The sequence below is a fragment of the Streptomyces sp. Root1304 genome, assembly GCF_001426405.1.
Lineage (GTDB): Bacteria > Actinomycetota > Actinomycetes > Streptomycetales > Streptomycetaceae > Streptomyces.
This window is the reverse complement of sequence record NZ_LMEP01000012.1, coordinates 615,959-631,319: the sequence shown is the minus strand read 5'-3', so window position 1 is coordinate 631,319 and position 15,361 is coordinate 615,959. Positions and strand designations below refer to the sequence as shown.

General features: G+C 73.3%; 13 protein-coding genes. 6 read left to right on the top strand and 7 right to left on the bottom strand.

Features of this window, described 5'->3' with window-relative positions; genetic code table 11:
- Positions 1-189: 189 nt before the first annotated feature.
- Complete coding sequence (locus ASD33_RS15690; protein WP_056559367.1) at positions 190-1,098, top strand: SGNH/GDSL hydrolase family protein; 909 nt, start codon at positions 190-192, stop codon at positions 1,096-1,098.
- 85 nt (positions 1,099-1,183) lie between these two features.
- Here the strand turns inward: ASD33_RS15690 and ASD33_RS15685 are convergent, their stop codons facing one another.
- A complete protein-coding gene (locus ASD33_RS15685) occupies positions 1,184-3,622 on the bottom strand; it encodes a glycoside hydrolase family 3 C-terminal domain-containing protein (RefSeq protein ID WP_056559364.1) in 2,439 nt (812 codons plus the stop codon).
- Positions 3,623-3,799: 177 nt separating this feature from the next.
- On the opposite strand from ASD33_RS15685, the gene ASD33_RS15680 reads away from it, so the two are divergent.
- Complete coding sequence (locus ASD33_RS15680; protein ID WP_056559361.1) at positions 3,800-4,381, top strand: TetR/AcrR family transcriptional regulator; 582 nt, start codon at positions 3,800-3,802, stop codon at positions 4,379-4,381.
- Here the strand turns inward: ASD33_RS15680 and ASD33_RS15675 are convergent.
- Positions 4,378-5,247 carry an NAD(P)-dependent oxidoreductase gene (locus tag ASD33_RS15675; protein WP_079044794.1) on the bottom strand — a complete coding sequence of 290 codons (870 nt, stop codon included), beginning with the start codon at positions 5,245-5,247 and terminating at the stop codon, positions 4,378-4,380. The two genes, ASD33_RS15680 and ASD33_RS15675, sit on opposite strands and share 4 nt — an antisense overlap.
- A gap of 58 nt (positions 5,248-5,305) precedes the next feature.
- Between ASD33_RS15675 and ASD33_RS15670 the strand changes: the two genes are divergently transcribed.
- A complete protein-coding gene (locus ASD33_RS15670; RefSeq protein ID WP_242427001.1) occupies positions 5,306-6,235 on the top strand; it encodes a LysR family transcriptional regulator in 930 nt (309 codons plus the stop codon).
- Between the two features lie 8 nt (positions 6,236-6,243).
- A complete protein-coding gene (locus tag ASD33_RS15665; RefSeq protein WP_056559356.1) occupies positions 6,244-6,957 on the top strand; it encodes a carbon-nitrogen hydrolase family protein in 714 nt (237 codons plus the stop codon).
- A gap of 148 nt (positions 6,958-7,105) precedes the next feature.
- On the opposite strand, the gene ASD33_RS15660 is transcribed toward ASD33_RS15665, so the two are convergent.
- Complete coding sequence (locus tag ASD33_RS15660) at positions 7,106-9,292, bottom strand: M4 family metallopeptidase (RefSeq protein WP_242427000.1); 2,187 nt, start codon at positions 9,290-9,292, stop codon at positions 7,106-7,108.
- A 147-nt stretch (positions 9,293-9,439) separates the two neighbouring features.
- On the opposite strand from ASD33_RS15660, the gene ASD33_RS15655 reads away from it, so the two are divergent.
- Entirely contained in the window at positions 9,440-10,402 is a 963-nt protein-coding gene (locus tag ASD33_RS15655; protein ID WP_056559351.1) for a LysR family transcriptional regulator, read from the top strand.
- Between the two features lie 83 nt (positions 10,403-10,485).
- Here the strand turns inward: ASD33_RS15655 and ASD33_RS15650 are convergent, their stop codons facing one another.
- The 4 genes from ASD33_RS15650 to ASD33_RS15635 all read right to left on the bottom strand — a co-directional run bounded on the left by ASD33_RS15650 (position 10,486) and on the right by ASD33_RS15635 (position 14,710).
- Positions 10,486-11,316, bottom strand: coding sequence for an EI24 domain-containing protein (locus ASD33_RS15650; protein ID WP_079044793.1), 831 nt, complete (start codon positions 11,314-11,316; stop codon positions 10,486-10,488).
- Positions 11,317-11,344: 28 nt separating this feature from the next.
- Positions 11,345-13,045, bottom strand: coding sequence for a serine/threonine-protein kinase (locus ASD33_RS15645; protein WP_242426999.1), 1,701 nt, complete (start codon positions 13,043-13,045; stop codon positions 11,345-11,347).
- 158 nt (positions 13,046-13,203) lie between these two features.
- Positions 13,204-13,626 (bottom strand): organic hydroperoxide resistance protein, encoded by a 423-nt coding sequence (locus tag ASD33_RS15640; protein WP_030693363.1) that lies wholly within the window; start codon positions 13,624-13,626, stop codon positions 13,204-13,206.
- Between the two features lie 64 nt (positions 13,627-13,690).
- On the bottom strand, positions 13,691-14,710 hold the full coding sequence (locus ASD33_RS15635; protein WP_056559349.1) for an NADP-dependent oxidoreductase: 1,020 nt from the start codon (positions 14,708-14,710) through the stop codon (positions 13,691-13,693).
- A 117-nt stretch (positions 14,711-14,827) separates the two neighbouring features.
- On the opposite strand from ASD33_RS15635, the gene ASD33_RS15630 reads away from it, so the two are divergent.
- A complete protein-coding gene (locus ASD33_RS15630) occupies positions 14,828-15,262 on the top strand; it encodes a MarR family transcriptional regulator (RefSeq protein ID WP_056559346.1) in 435 nt (144 codons plus the stop codon).
- The last annotated feature ends 99 nt before the right edge of the window (positions 15,263-15,361 follow it).

The following is a 15,361-nucleotide window of genomic DNA, read 5'->3' as shown; positions in this document are numbered from 1 at the left end:
TGGCAAACCCTCAAAAAGGGGACAGCATGTGACGTGATGTAATTTACCGGAGCCGTTCGGCAAAGGTGCCTCTGGTTCGACGGGGGAAAAGCTACCGTGCCGCACCGTCATCGGTGTGACGTACGGTCGGTCCGGGGGCGGGTGAACACGAAGCTTTCACCCGCCAGGACGCCGAAGGAGGGGCCGAGGATGCGCGGCCGACGCCGATTCCGTACCGCTGTCGCCGCCGCGACGGCCGCACTGCTGTGCGCCGGGGCACTGTCCGGCTGCACCGCCGGGGAGCCGGACGGGACGGATCCGGCCGCGAGAGCGACCTCGAAGGCGAGCCCTGAGCCGAAGCCGAAGCCGCCGGAGCCGCTCTGGGACGTCTCCCCCGCCTCCGTCGCCGCCGTCGGGGACTCGGTCACCCGCGCCTTCGACGCCTGTTCGGTCCTGTCGGACTGCCCCGCGGTCTCCTGGGCGACGGGCACGGACACCGCCGTGAACAGCCTCGCCCTGCGCCTCCTCGGCCCGGCGAAGGTGGCCACCCACAGCTGGAACCTGGCCCGGACGGGCGCGCGGATGGCGGAGCTCCCCGAGCAGATGGCGGGGGCGGCGGCCGAACGCCCCGCGCTGGTCACGGTGATGATGGGCGCCAACGACGCCTGCCGGGCGACCCCGGACCTGATGACACCGGTCGCCGATTTCCGGTCCTCCTTCGAGACGGCCATGGCCCGGCTCAGGAAGGGCGCGCCGAAGGCGCAGGTGTACGTGGCGAGCGTGCCGGACCTGATGCACCTGTGGTCGACCGGACGGGTGAGCCCGATGGGCCGGGAGGTGTGGAAGCTGGGGATCTGCGGCGCGATGCTGGCGGACCCGGAGGACCTGGGTCCGGCGGCGGAGCGGCGGCGCGCCGGGGTACGGGACCGGGTGGTCGCGTACAACCGGGTGCTCGCCGAGGTGTGCGCGAAGGACGAGCGCTGCCGGTACGACGGCGGGGCGGTCTTCGGATTCCGGTTCGACGGCGGGCAGTTGAGCCCCTGGGACTGGTTCCATCCGAGCCGGGACGGGCAGGCACGGCTCGCGGAGCTGGCGTACCGGCGGATCACGAAGGAGTGAGGGACCCCGGGGCGGTTGTCAGGTTCCGCCCCGGGGCCGTTCTCGGGGACCCTCGGAGGGTCCTCGGGGATGACCCCCGGAGGGGTCAGACCTCCAGTGTCGCGCTCAGCCGGGCGTCCGTCAGGGAGTGCGCGGCAAGGACCTCGTAACGGCCGTGGACGAAGGTCCAGTCGTTCTTGTCCTCGTCCCAGATCTCGAAGGCGCGGCGGGGCAGCGCGATCTCGGCCTCGACGGTCTCGCCGGGGCCCGCCTCGACGCTCGCGAAGGCGGCGAGCCAGCGGGCCGGGCGCTCGACGGAGTCGTCGACGGGCGCCAGGTAGAGCTGGACGATCTCGCGGCCGGTGCGGTCGCCGGTGTTGGTGAGCCGGACGGTGGCGGTGTCAGGGCCGGCCGTGAGGGTCTCGTACGACCAGGTGGTGTAGCCGAGGCCGTGGCCGAAGGCGTACGCGGGGACGGCGCCGGCCCTGTCCCAGGCGCGGTAGCCGATGAACACGCCCTCGGCGTAGTCGAGTCGGCCCCCGGTGGGGGTGACCTCGGTGACCGGGACGTCGGCGAGGGCGACGGGCCAGGTGGTGGGGAGGCGCCCGCCGGGCTCCTCGGCGCCGGTGAGGACGTCGGCGAGGGCGGCGCCGCCCTCCTGGCCGGGGAACCAGCTGAGCAGGATCGCGGCCACGTCCTCGCGCCAGGGCAGTTCGACCGGGGAGCCGGCGTTGACCACGACGACGGTGTTCGGGTTGACGGCGGCGACGGCCCGTACGAGGTCGTCCTGGCGGCCGGGGAGCGCGAGGTCCTGGCGGTCGAAGCCCTCGGACTCGACGCGCTCGGTGGTGGCGACGACCACGACGGCGGTGTCCGCGGTGCGGGCGGCCTCGACGGCCTCGGCGATCAGTTCGTCGGGGTCACGGCGGGGACCGAGGTGGACGAAGGAGAACATGACGGCCCGCATCGCCTCCTCGGGGTCCTTCTCCAGGGTGTGGAGCAGGGAGACCTCGACGGTCTCGCCGGCGGTGAGCGTGACCTTGCCGCGCTCGACCGGGGAGCCGAAGAAGGCCTCGAAGGGGTCGGCCTCGGGGCCCAGTTCCTGGACGCCGTCGAAGACGGTCTCCCCGGCGACGGTGAGGAGGTAGGAGCCCAGGCCGCGGGTGCCGAAGGCGTGCTCGCCGGACTCGCGCGGGGTGAAGGTGCCGACGACCTCGACGGAGGCGAGCTCGTCGTGGCTGACGCCGGCCGGGAGGTCGTCGCCGATCCACTGGACCTGGCCGTTGGGCAGGGAGCCCTCGCCGAGGAGGCGGCCCTCGGCGTCGCGGCAGCGGGCGCGGATGCTGAAGCCCTGGTCGGCGGGGACGAGTTCCTCGCTGGGGTCGGCGCCGATGCTGAAGGTCAGCGCACCCTCGTGGAGGGCGGCGGTGAGGCCGTCGAGCGGGGAGACGACGTGCTCGGGGAAGACCTGGGCGGAGCCGCCGCCGAGGACGCGGGCGTCGCGGGCGGCGGCGCCGGAGAGGGCGACGGTGGTGCCGGCGGCCAGCGGGAGCGCGCCGTTCTCGTTCCGTACGAGGACGAAGCCGCGGCGGGCGATCTCGCGGGCGAGGGCGTCGCCGTCGATCGTGGCGGGGTGCTCGGTGACGGCCGGCGGGGCGCCTTCGAGGGCGCCGACGCGGGCGGCGAGCCGCAGGACGTTGCGGACGGCGGTGTCGACGGTGGACTCGGCGACCTCGCCGGCGCGGACGGCGGCGGCGAGGTGCTCGCCGTAGACGGTCTCGGGGCCGGGCATGGCGACGTCGAGGCCGCCCTCGATGTCGCCGGTGGTGGAGCGGGCGGCCATCCAGTCGGAGACGTTGTAGCCGTCGAAGCCCCACTCGCCGCGGAGGACCTCGTTGACCAGGTGGCGGTGCTCGGTCATGGTCACGCCGTTGACCTGGTTGTAGGCCGTCATGATGCCCCAGGGGTGGGCGTTCTTGACGATGGCCTCGAAGGGGGCGAGGTAGAGCTCGCGGAGCGGCCGCGGGGCGATCCGGTTGTCGACGGTGAAGCGGTCGGTCTCGGCGTCGTTGGCGACGAAGTGCTTGACGGTGGTGCCGACGCCGCCCTCCTGGACGCCCTGGACGTAGCCGGTCGCGACGGCGCCGGTCAGGTAGGGGTCCTCGCTGTAGGCCTCGAAGTGGCGGCCGCCGAGCGGGGTGCGGTGCAGGTTGACGGTCGGCGCGAGGAGCACGTGGACGCTCTTGCGGCGGGCTTCCTGGGCGAGGAGGTGGCCGGCGCGGCGGGCGAGGGCCGGGTCCCAGGTGGCGGCGAGCGCGGTCGGGGACGGCAGGGCGACGGACGGGTCGTCGGCGGTCCAGCGGACGCCGCGGACGCCGATCGGGCCGTCGGACATGACCAGGGACTTCAGGCCGATCTCCGGCAGGGCGGGCAGGGACCACATGTCCTGGCCGCCGAGCAGCCGGGTCTTGGTGTCCAGGTCGAGCTTGGCGAGTGCCGCCTCGACGATCGCTTCCCGTGCCGTGTCGGCGCTGGTCTCCGTCATGGCCGTACCTCCTCGTTGACGTACCGATGACCCCGATGCGTCCATCCTGCACCCATTTACCTGTAGCGCGGTAGGTGATGTTATCTGTTTGTTACTCTCCTGGAGGGGATACGGTCCTGTCGGAAGCGATGATCGGAAGCGACGGCGGGAACGACGACGCGGAAGGGGGCCACGGCGATGGTGCGGGCCAGGAGTGAGGAACGGCGTGCGGACATCCTCCGCGCCGCCCTCGAAGTGATCGCCGAGCGCGGCTACCGGGGCGCCACCCTCGGCTCGGTCGCCGAGCGGGTCGGGCTGACCCAGCAGGGGCTGCTGCACTACTTCCCGACGAAGGAGGCGCTGCTCGTCGCCGTCCTGGAGGAGCGCGACCGCTGGGACACGAGCGGCGGCCGGGACCGCGAGGGCTGGCGGCTCGACCTGATCGAATCCCTCGTCGAGTACAACGCCATGCGGCCCGGCATCGTGCAGACCTTCTCCGCGCTGCTCGGCGAGAGCGTGACGGACGGGCACCCGGCGCGGGAGTTCTTCACCGAGCGGTACGCGCAGGTCCGGGCGAACATGGCGGACGTGCTGCGCACCGAGTTCGGCGACCGGCTGCCGGGCGGACTCACCCCGGAGCGGGCGGCGCCCCTGCTCACCGCCGTGATGGACGGACTCCAGTACCAGTGGCTCCTGGACCCCTCGGCGGTCGACATGCCGGGCGCCTTCCGGGACTTCCTGCGGCTGCTGTCGGGGGACGACGGGGAGAACAGGCCCTAGTTCGAGGGGGACGGTCCCTGGCGGACGACCGCCGCCAGGTCCTCGCCCAGGAGGGACGGGTCGGCGGTCAGGAGGCCGTGGACGGCCTCCAGGACGGGGAGTTCCGTCACCGCCGTGGCCAGGGCGACGTCCTTCGCGGCGAGGGCGACCGGGAAGTACGAGCCGGTGGCGGTGGCCCGGCCGACGGCGCCCGCGAGCGGACCCGCGCCGAGCATGCGCAGCGCCGGTTCCCGGGGCAGGCCGAGGGAGTCGGCCAGCGTGAGGGCCTCCGCGACCAGGGCGACCCCGCCGATGGCGGCGTTGATGAGCACCAGCTTGAGCGCGGCGCCCGTCCCCGGGCCCCCGCAGGAGGTCACCGTCCCGAGCCGGCCGAGGAGCGCGGCGACGGGCGCGGTGTCACCGCCCGCGAAGATCAGCAGCTCACCGGTGGCGGCCCGGTCGACGCTGCCCATGACGGGCGCGTCGATCAGGGTGACCCCGGCGGGGAGCCGGGCGGCCAGGGCCGCGACGGTGTCCGGGCCGACCGTCGAGGTGTCGACCCAGTGGGTACCCGGACGCAGCGCGGGGATCAGCTCGTCCGCGACGGCGAGCGCGGCGGCCGGGTCCGCGAGCATCGTGACGACGACCTCGGCGTCCCGGACGGCCTCGGCGGGGGTCGCGGCGCGCACGGCGCCTGCCGCGACCAGGGCGTCGGCCTTGGCGGGCGTGCGGTTCCAGACGGTCAGCGGGTGTCCGGCGTCCAGCAGCCGGCGGGCCATGGGGAGTCCCATGGAGCCGAGGCCGAGGAAGGCGGTCCGCTGCGGGGCGGGGGCGGTCTCGACGGCGGGGTCCGTGTCCGTGGTGCTCAGGGCGTTCGTGGCGTTCATGACCTCGACGCTAGGACCGGGTCACCCATGCGACAAGCGAGTGTCTAGCATGACTGCCATGCCCACCACGCATGGACTGTACGAGGCCTTCCTCGCCGTGGCCCGCGAGGGCTCCTTCACCTCCGCCGCCCGCGCCCTCGGCTACACCCAGTCCGCCGTCTCGCGCCAGGTCCAGTCCCTGGAGGACGAGACCGGCGCGGTGCTGTTCGAGCGGCTGCCGCGCGGGGTGCGGCTGACCGAGGCGGGCCGGGTGCTGCTGCCGCACGCCGAGGCGGTACGCGACCGGCTGGCCGCCGCCCGGACCGAACTGGCCGCGCTGCGCACCCTGGAGGGCGGGCTGCTCCGGCTCGGCTCGTTCTCCAGCGCCAACGCGGCTCTCGTCCCCCGCGCCCAGGCCGCGTTCCGCACCCGGCATCCGGGCGTGACCGTCACCCGCGCCGAGGGCCCCTCGGTGAAGCACCTGGCCCGGCTCGCCGCCGGGGAACAGGATCTCGCGGTGGTCTGCCCGGCCCCCGGCGCTCCCCCGGTGGAGGGCGTGACGCTCCACCACCTCCTCGACGAACCGATGCTGGTGGCCCTGGAGCGCGGTCACCCCTACGCGGGGCGGCGGGCGGTGCGGCTGGCCGAACTGGCCGACGAGGAGTGGATCGTCGGCGCCGAGCAGCCGGCGGACACCCTGTTCGGGCCGGCCGTCGCCGCCGGGTTCCGGCCGCGCACCGGGCTGCTGGCGCAGGACTGGATCGCCAAGCTCGGCGCGGTGGCCGCGGGACTGGGCGTCACCCTCGTTCCGGCGCTCGCGGCGGCGTCCGTGCGCCGGGACGTCACGCTCGTCACGATCCACCCCGACGACGTCCCGTACCGCAGCGTCCGCGCCGCGACCCCGCCGGTCCCGACCGTGGCGGCGACCGCCTTCCTCGGACTGCTGCGGGAGACGGCGGAGGCGCTGCGCCGGTCCCGCGCGTTCCCGCGCGGCGGGCGCGCGGGATGATGGGGGTCATGATCGTCGCAGCCACCCAGTTCGCCCCGGTCGCCGGGGACATCGACGCCAACGTCCGTACGATCGCCGGGCTCGTCCGGGCCGCCGGGGCGGAGGGGGCCCGGGTCGTGGTCTTCGCCGAGCTCTCGCTCACCGGGTACGAGCCGTCGCTGATCCGGGACACCCCCGGCCTGGTCCTCGACGAGGACGACCCCCGGCTCGCTCCCGTACGGGAGGCCTGCCGGGCGGCCGGTACGGCGGCCGTGGTCAACGGGCCCGTGCGGGGCGGTGGTTCACGGCCCGGGATCACCACGCTGGTGATCGGCCCGGACGGCGCGCTCCTCGCCCGCTACGACAAGCTGCACCTGTACGGGGTCGAGGCGGAGGTCTTCGAACCGGGCGCCGCCGACGGGCGGTTCGCGCTCGACGGGGTCCGGTTCGCCCTGGCCACCTGCTACGACAACCGCTTCCCCGAACTGGCCGGGCGGGCGGCCGCCGACGGCTGCGCGGTGTATCTGGCGAGTTCGGTGCTCGGCGCCGACAACGACTCGTTCGAGGAGGTGTACCCGGTACGGGCCAGGGACTTCGGTCTGTACGTGGTGCTCGGCAACGTCCTGGGGCCCAACGAGGACGGCGTGGGGGTCGGCGCGGCGGGCGCCTGGGGCCCGGACGGCGAACGCGTCGCGGACGCGGGCGGGACGGAACCCGGGTTCGTGCTGGCGGAGGTCGGCTGAGCCGGACGTCCCGGCCGAGGCCGGCCGGGCCAGGAGCACGGAGAAGCCGGGCGGCCGTGGGACATTCGGCCGCCCGGCTCCGGGGAGGCCGTCACGGAACCCCCGGTCCGTGGCGGCGCCCCGCCCCCGTTACGGGGCGCTCATCCCCTTACGGGGCGCTCAGGCCCAGCGTGTACGCGCCGGAGCCGCTGTACGCGTGGACCACGTACCGGTAGTAGCCCGCGGAGCCGTAGTAGCTGGTGTCCTCGTCGGCGCCCGCCGTGCCGCCGACGGCCACGTCCACCCAGGTCGACCCGTTCCACTTCTGCAGGTACAGGTCGAAGTCGGTGCCGGCCGGGCCGCGCAGGCAGCCCACGTGGGTGCCCGAGGTCGCCGAGTAGTAGTACGAGCCGTCCGGCTGGGCCTCGGCCTGACCGGAGGACAGGGAGCCCTCGTAGCTGTACTCGGTGTTGTCACAGCCGGTGGGCGGGGTCGAGGTGCCGACCGACAGCTGGTAGGTGACGGTGTGGGTGGCGGAGCCCGTACCGGTGACGGTGATCGGGTACGTGCCGTCGGCCGCGGTCGCGTCGACCTGGACGGTCATCGTGGACGAGGAGCCCGAGGTCACCGAGGCGGGGCTGAAGGAGACCTTGACGCCGGCCGGGACGCCGCTCGCGGAGAGCTGGACGGTCTGCGCGCTGCCGCCGGTGGTTGAGGTGTTCACCGTGGAGGTGGCGGTGCCGCCGGCCTGGACCGAGCCCGAGGACGGGTTCAGGGCGAGCGTGAAGTCCGGGGTGGTGGTGCCGCCGCAGTCGGTCTCACCGGACTGGGCGGGGACGCCGATCGCGTTCCAGGCCGCCTTCACCGCGTTGCACTCGACGCTGCCGTAGGTGTTCTTGGCGCTGGTCAGCGTCGCCTTGCGGGCGGCGAGGTGGTTCCAGGAGGAGGTCTTCATGAGCAGGGCGCCCATGAAGATCTTGCCGGCCTTCTGGATGCCGACGCCGGTCACCGAGGACGGACCGCCGGAACATATCGGGCTGCTGGGCTTGCCGCCGCCCGGGTTGGAGCCCTCGGCGAGCAGGTAGAACCAGTGGTTCTGCGGGCCGGCCGCCGCGTGGACCTCGGTGCCGGAGGTCAACTGCGGGTAGCAGTTGGGGTCGTTGCCGACGAGCGAGGGGTTGTACATGTTCCGGATCGGCTTGCCGTCGCCGAAGAAGTTGACCTTCTCGCCGACCGTGTAGTCCGGGGTGTCGTTCGGGTTGTTGGCGTAGTGCTCGGTGAGCGCGCCGAAGATGTCGCCCGTCGACTCGTTCATGCCGCCGTTCTCGTTGGACGAGCCCGAGCTGCCCGGCGTCCGGTCGAAGATCTCGTGGCCGTACTCGTGCGCCACGACGTCGATGCCGGTGAGCTGGTTGGAGCCGGTCTGGGCTCGCCCGTAGGTCGTCTTCGTACCGTCGTAGTACGCGTTGACCTCGCTCAGTCCGGCGCGGGCCGGGACCATGCCGCCCTGGCCGTTCTGGCCGTTGTAGCCGAACCACTCCTTGAGCATGGAGTGTTCCTTCTGCGCCGCGTACATGATGTCGACGCAGGCGGTCACCAGGTCGTTGGCGCCGTTGTTGCCCCAGGGCGAGGAGCCCGTGTACGCGCTGCCGTTCTGGCCGCCGCACTTGAAGGCCCCGCGGGTGGTGTCCGTCATGGAGCTCGCGGCGGTGTCGATGGTGACGTTGCCGTTGTGGTAGCCGCGGCCGTCGGCGTGCAGGATCTTGTCGGTGGCGCGGGTGACCGATCCGGTGCGGGCGTCGACGAAGGTGTCGAGGGAGCTCGGGGCGTCCTGCGCGGTCCGGCCGATGACCAGGGTGTGCCAGGTGAGGACGGCCTTGCCGCCCTTGAGGAGCACGGTCAGTTCGGGGGCGCTCGCGGACTCGACGGAGGCGAGCTGCTTCCGGGCGGTGGCGAGGGCCGCGGCCGCGGTCACCCTGGCCTGCGTGGAGACCTTGATGGCGGGCGCCCGCTCGCCGGTGACCTCGCGGACCTTGCCGGTGCTGTCGGAGACGACGACCGCGTCGCCGCCGACGACCGGGAGGCCGCGGTAGGTGCGCTCGTAGGCGGCGTAGTACAGACCGTTCGCCCAGGGGGTGACGGACGTGCGGACGAGGTCCTCGTCCGCACCGTGCCGCAGCTCGTCGAGGCCGCTCGCGGCGGCGCCGTCGGCGGCGGCGAGCGCGAGGGACTTGCCGTGGCCCGGGGGGACGGGCTGCGCCTGCGGGGCCGCGGCGGCGGTGCCGGCGAGGGCGGTCGCGAGGCTCGCCGAGAGCGCCAGGGCGGCCACGGCCGCCGTGAGTCTGGTGGGGTGCAACGTCTGCTCCGATCGGGGTGTGGATCGTGGTGGGGGAGACGGGTCGTCGCGCCGAGTATGAGCGTGGACATGCCTAGTTCGGGACATCTCATCCGGCATAAGACGCGGGTTATGGTGCGGCCGCGCGGTGCTGCGTACGCTGCTGAAATGCAGCTGGAGTTGAGGCATCTTGAGGCCGTCTGCCGGATAGCGGAAGCGGGCAGTCTGGGGCGTGCCGCCGGGCGGCTCGGGGTCTCGCAGCCGGCCCTCTCCGCGCAGCTCCGCCGCATCGAACGGGTCGCGGGAGGCGAGCTGTTCCTCCGTGGCCGGCACGGTGTGGAACCCACCCCGCTGGGCGAGTTCGTCCTCGCCAAGGCGCGGCTCGTGCTCGGTGAGATGGACGCGCTGGCCGCCGGGGCGCGGGCCGCCGCCCCGCACACCCCGCTGCGCCTGGGCTGCATCCTGCTCGTGCTCGTCGACGGGCTGCTCGGGGAGCTGGAGGGGATCATGGCGGGGCAGGACATCGCGGTGACCGTGGAGCACTCGGCCACCACGCTGACCCGGCAGCTGGGCGCGGGACGGTACGACGCCGTGTTGTACGGGGAGGTCAACGACCACGAGGTGGCCCTGCCCGAGGGCACGACCGCGAGGACCGTGGTGCCCAAGGAGCCGTTCTGCGTACGGCTCTCGGCGGAGCATCCGCTGGCGGGCAAGGAGCGGATCGCGCTCGCGGAGCTGGCCGGCGAGTCATGGATGACGCTGGTGGAGGACGACGACGGCGGCCCCGAGGCGCTGGTCGCGGCCTGCGCGAAGGCCGGGTTCACCCCGGTGCTGCGGCACCGGGTCCCCGACCGCCAGATGCACTACGGGCTGATCGCCGCGGGCCGGGCCATCTCGATGAGCCAGCCGACGGCCCCGCCGGCGGCGGGCACGGTCCTGCGCCCGCTGGAGGGCGATCCGGTGCTCGGGCGGATCAGGCTGGCCTGGAACAAGGCGGCGGTGTCCGCCCGGCACGCGGAGCTGCTGTACCGGGCGGCGGTGCACGCCTATCTGGCGAACGTCGACAACAACGCGTTCTACCGGACGTGGTGGGACGCGCGACCGGAGCTGCATCCGGTGCTCGAGATCTGAGGGCCTCGGGAGCGGCGCCGACTCAGGTGCCGACTCAGGTGCCAGTCGCGGTCCCGGGCTCGGGCCCGGTCCAGGGCTCGGGCTCAGCGGGGGAAGGGGTGCACCTGCTGGTCGTTCCGGCCGTGGGCGTCCCGGTCGGCTTCGTCCCGGTCCTCGTCGTCACGGTCCTCCCCGCTCGGCTCGCCCCGCAGGTCACGGGCCATCAGGGTGGCTCCGGCGACGGCGCCCGGCATCAGGAAGACGGCGACGAAGGGCACCAGGAAGGCGAGCGTCAGCGGGACTCCGAAGCCGAGGGCGACCATCCGGCGCCCCCGCAGCAGCCGCAGTCGCTCCTTCAGCTCGACACCGCGGCGCTGGAGCGCGACGGCGGTCAGTTCCTCCGTGAGGAAGAAGCCGGAGACGCAGAAGCCGACGGCGGGGACGACGGTCTGGCCGACCACCGGGATGAAGCCGCAGGCGAAGAGGAGGACGCCGTAGAACGCGACCCTCAGCAGCACCCGCACGCTGTCCCGGGCCGAGATCCACAGCTCGCGCCAGAGCGGCAGCCCGGACTCGGGCACCTCGCCGCCCTCGCCCCGGTCGACCTCCTCGGAGAGGGACTCGTAGAAGGGCTGCCCGACGAGCAGGGTCACGGCGGTGAAGGTGATCACCGCGAGGAACAGCCCGAAGGCGAAGACCAGCGCGGTCATCGTCCCCCGGAGGAGGCCGAGCCAGGGCGAGGTCCAGTCGTCGGCGAAGGGGGTCGCCCAGGCGGCCAGGTCGTCGGCGCCGTAGCCGAGACCGACGAGCGCGCCCACGTACAGCACGAGGGTCACGAGTCCGGGCAACAGCCCGAAACCGAACCACCGTCCGTGCTGGAACACCCACTTCTGGCCCTGGACCAGATGTCTGAAACCCACCCCGAGATCACGCATGGGGGCCACTTTATCGGTGGGGCGCAGGTCAGCCGCCAGGCGTACTGTCCGGGGTCCGGCCCGACGTACGGAAGGTGCCGAGCGCCGTGTCGAGGTGGGCGCGGGCCTCGGCGGCGCGGCCCACCGGGGCCGAGGCCCACACGTCGTACAGGGTCCCCGCCTGCTCCCAGCAGACGTCGGCGGTGTGCCGGGGCCCCTCGGCGGCGGTGAAGCCGTTCCAGGTGAACTCCCAGCGGGCGGCGGGCAGTCCGGAGTGCCGGGTCTCCTCCACCGTGCCGTCGCGGTAGCCCGGGTTGGTGCGCGGGCCGCTCGCGTCGGAGGCACGCATCAGCCCGATCGCACCACCGGACGGGATCGCCCTGATCCGGATCCCGACCCAGACGGCCCCGTCCCCCGTCGTGTAGAAGACCCGCTCGCCGTCGGTGGAGCGGGTCGCTCCCGCGGGTACGGCCAGGGTGAAGCCGCGCTCGTCGGTGACGGAGGTGTAACCGGCGGGCAGCGGCGCGGGGGCGGTGGTCGCCGGGGCGGTGGTCGCCGGGGTGGTCGTACGGGTGGGGGCGGGCGCGGCCGGGCCCGCCTCCGGGTCGCCCTCGTCGCGGACGGCGAGCAGGACGGCGACGGTCACGGCGGCGACGCAGGCGGCGACGGCCGCCGCCACGAGGGGCAGCGCGAGGGCGCCCCGGCGCGCGGGGGTGTCACGGGCCGGGGCCGGGACGGCGGACGGGGTCCGGGCCATGTCGAGCGCGGCGGGCGTACCACCCTCGGGGTCCCGTACCTCCGGGGTGTCGAGCCGGGGGGTGTCGAACCGGGGGCCGTCGGGCCCGGGGGTGTCTAGCCGGGGAGTGTCGAGCCGGGGAGTGTCGTGGTCCGGGGCGCCGGACGACGGCGGTGCCTGGGCGCCTTCCTCCCCCGCGGCGCACGCCGTGAGCAGGCGGCGGGCCGCCTCGGCGGACAGGCGCCGGGCGGGATCGCGTTCGAGCAGGCCGTGGACGACGGGCAGGAGGGGTCCGAGGCGCTCGGGCGGGCGGATCTCCCCGTAGACGACGGCGTGCAGGACGGCGCCGATCGATTCCCGGCGGAAGGGCGAGGTGCCGGTCGCCGCCGCGCACAGGAGCGCGCCGAGGGACCACAGGTCGGCGGCGGGTCCCGCCTCCTCGCCCCGCATCCGTTCCGGCGCGGTGTACTCGGGGGTGCCGACGAAGACCCCGGTCCCGCTGAGCGTGGTCGCCCCGGGGAGGCTGGCGATGCCGAAGTCGGTGAGGACGGCGCGGCCGGTGCCCTTCTCCAGGAGGACGTTGGCCGGTTTCACGTCCCGGTGCAGCACGTCGTGGGCGTGGGCGGCGGACAGCGCGTCGAGGAGGGCGAGCCCGAGGCGGGCGGTCTCCCGTACGGAGAGGGCGCCGCCGGGGCCGGCGAGCCGGTCGGCGAGCGAGCCGCCGTCGACCAGCTCCATCACGAGGGCGGGCCGCCCCTCGTGCTCGACGACGTCGTGGACGACGATCACGTGCGGGTGGCGGACGCGGGCGACGACCCTGGCCTCGCGCAGGGCGCCCGCCGGGTCGGCGTCGGTGTCGAGCGTGAGGGTCTTGACCGCGACGGAACGCCCGAGGAGTTCGTCGGTGGCCCGGCGGACGACACCGTTGCCGCCCCGGCCGAGGCGCTCGCCCAGGCGGTAGCGCCCGCCGATCAGCTCCTGGCCGGTGGGTTCCGACCCGTTGTACGACGCCACTCGACTCCCCCTGTCCGCCGGACAGGGACATGATGCCGCAGGCCGTACCGGGAAGGTCCCGCCCGGTCCGTGACGCCCGACACGGTCCGGACGCCGGGACGCGGCGAGGGCCGTACTCCCGCGGGGGGAGTACGGCCCTCGTTCGGCCACGTCCTGACTCAGACGGCGAGCTCGACCGTGATGTTGCCGCGGGTCGCCTTGGAGTACGGGCAGACCTGGTGGGCCTTCTCGATCAGGCTCTTGGCGGTCTCGGCGTCCACGTTCGGGATGGTCGCCGAGATCTTCACGATGATGCCGAAGCCGTCGTCGTTCTTGCCGATGCCGACCTCGGCGGTGACCGTCGAGCCGGAAACGTCGGCGTTCTCGTTACGGGCGACGACGCCGAGCGCGCCCTGGAAGCAGGCGCTGTAGCCCGCCGCGAAGAGCTGCTCGGGGTTGGTGCCCGCGCCGGAGCCGCCCATGGCCTTGGGCGGGTTCACGACGACGTCGAGCTGACCGTCGTCGGTGGCGACCCGGCCGTCACGGCCGTTCTCGGCGGTGGCGACGGCGGTGTAGAGGACGTCGGAGTGCTGGATCGACATGCGAGGTACTTCCTTCATGGGTTCGCCGCGACTCGCGCCCACGATCGCGGCGGCTGAGGGAAGACTAACGGGTCACCGAGACGATCATCTTTCCGGTGTTGTCGCCGCGGAGCAGTCCGAGGAAGGCGTCCACGCCGTTCTCGATGCCGTCGACGAAGGTCTCGCGGTGCTTCAGCTCGCCGGAGCCGAGCCAGCCGCCGACCTCCTGGACGAACTGCTGCTGGAGGCCGTAGTGGTCGCCGACGAGGACGCCCTGGAGGCGCAGCCGCTTGCCGATGATCATCGCCATGTTGCGCGGGCCCGCGACCGGCTCGGTGTCGTTGTACTGGGCGATCATGCCGCAGATGGTGGCGCGGCCGTGCACGTTGAGCGAGGAGATCGCGGCTTCGAGGTGGTCGCCGCCGACGTTGTCGAAGTAGACGTCGATGCCGTCCGGGGCGGCCTCGCGGAGCTGGTCCTTGACCGGGCCGTTCTTGTAGTTGAAGGCGGCGTCGAAGCCGAGCTCCTCGACGAGGAACTTGACCTTCTCGTCGGAGCCGGCGGAGCCGATGACGCGGGAGGCGCCCCGGAGGCGGGCCATCTGGCCGACCTGGCTGCCGACGGCACCGGCGGCGCCGGAGACGAAGACCGCGTCGCCCTCCTTGAAGGAGGCGACGTCGAAGAGGCCGGCGTAGGCCGTGAGGCCGGTCATGCCGAGGACGCCGAGGTAGGCGGAGAGCGGCGCGAGCGCGGGGTCGACCTTGGTGGCGTGCTGGGCGGGCACGTCGGCGTACTCGCGCCAGCCGAGGCCGTGCAGGACGTGGTCGCCGACGGCGAAGCCCTCGGCGTTGGAGGCGATGACCTCGCCGACGGCGCCGCCGTCCATGGGCCGGTCCAGCTGGAACGGCGGGATGTAGGACTTCACGTCGTTCATGCGGCCGCGCATGTACGGGTCGACGGAGAAGTGCAGGTTGCGCACGAGGACGCGGCCCTCGGCGGGCTCGGTGACCGGGGTCTCGCGCAGGGCGAAGTCCGCCGGGGTGGGCCAGCCGTGCGGGCGGGCGACGAGGTGCCACTCACGGCTGGACGCGGGAAGAACGGACATGAGCACGGCCTCCAGGGGAACGCTCGGGAAAACTTGAGATCAATAAAGGTTCACTGCCTGAAACAACCATGCGCCTGGATATTTCATGTTGTCAAGTATCCGGGTAGGATGTCGCCCATGGCCACCTCACGCACGGACCCCCTGACCCTCGAAGTCGTCGAGCTGATCGGTACGGTCGTGGCGCGCTACTACGAGGAGTACGAGCAGGCGGCCGCGCAGCACGCCCTGACCGGCGCGCAGGCGCGCGTCCTCGGCCTGCTCTCGCTGGACCCGCTGCCGATGCGGCGGATCGCCCAGAAGCTGAAGTGCGAGCCGTCCAACATCACCGGCATCGTGGACCGCCTGGAGGCCCGGGGTCTGGTGGAGCGCCGCCCGGACCCGGCCGACCGCCGCGTGAAGCTGGCCGTCCCCACAGAGGAGGGCCGTGACACGGCCCGCCGCCTCCGCGAGTCCCTGGACTTCGCCCGCGAACCCCTGAACCAGCTGACCGAGACCGAGCGCACCCTGCTCAGGGACCTGCTGAAGCGCATGCTGGGCACGGATGTGGCCTGAGGGGGCGGTACGTAACCTGATGTCCGGTTCACCCTTCGGCCTGCTCCTGTGACTGCGGGGAATCCCGGCCGATCGAGAGAAATCCTCATGAAGGCCGCA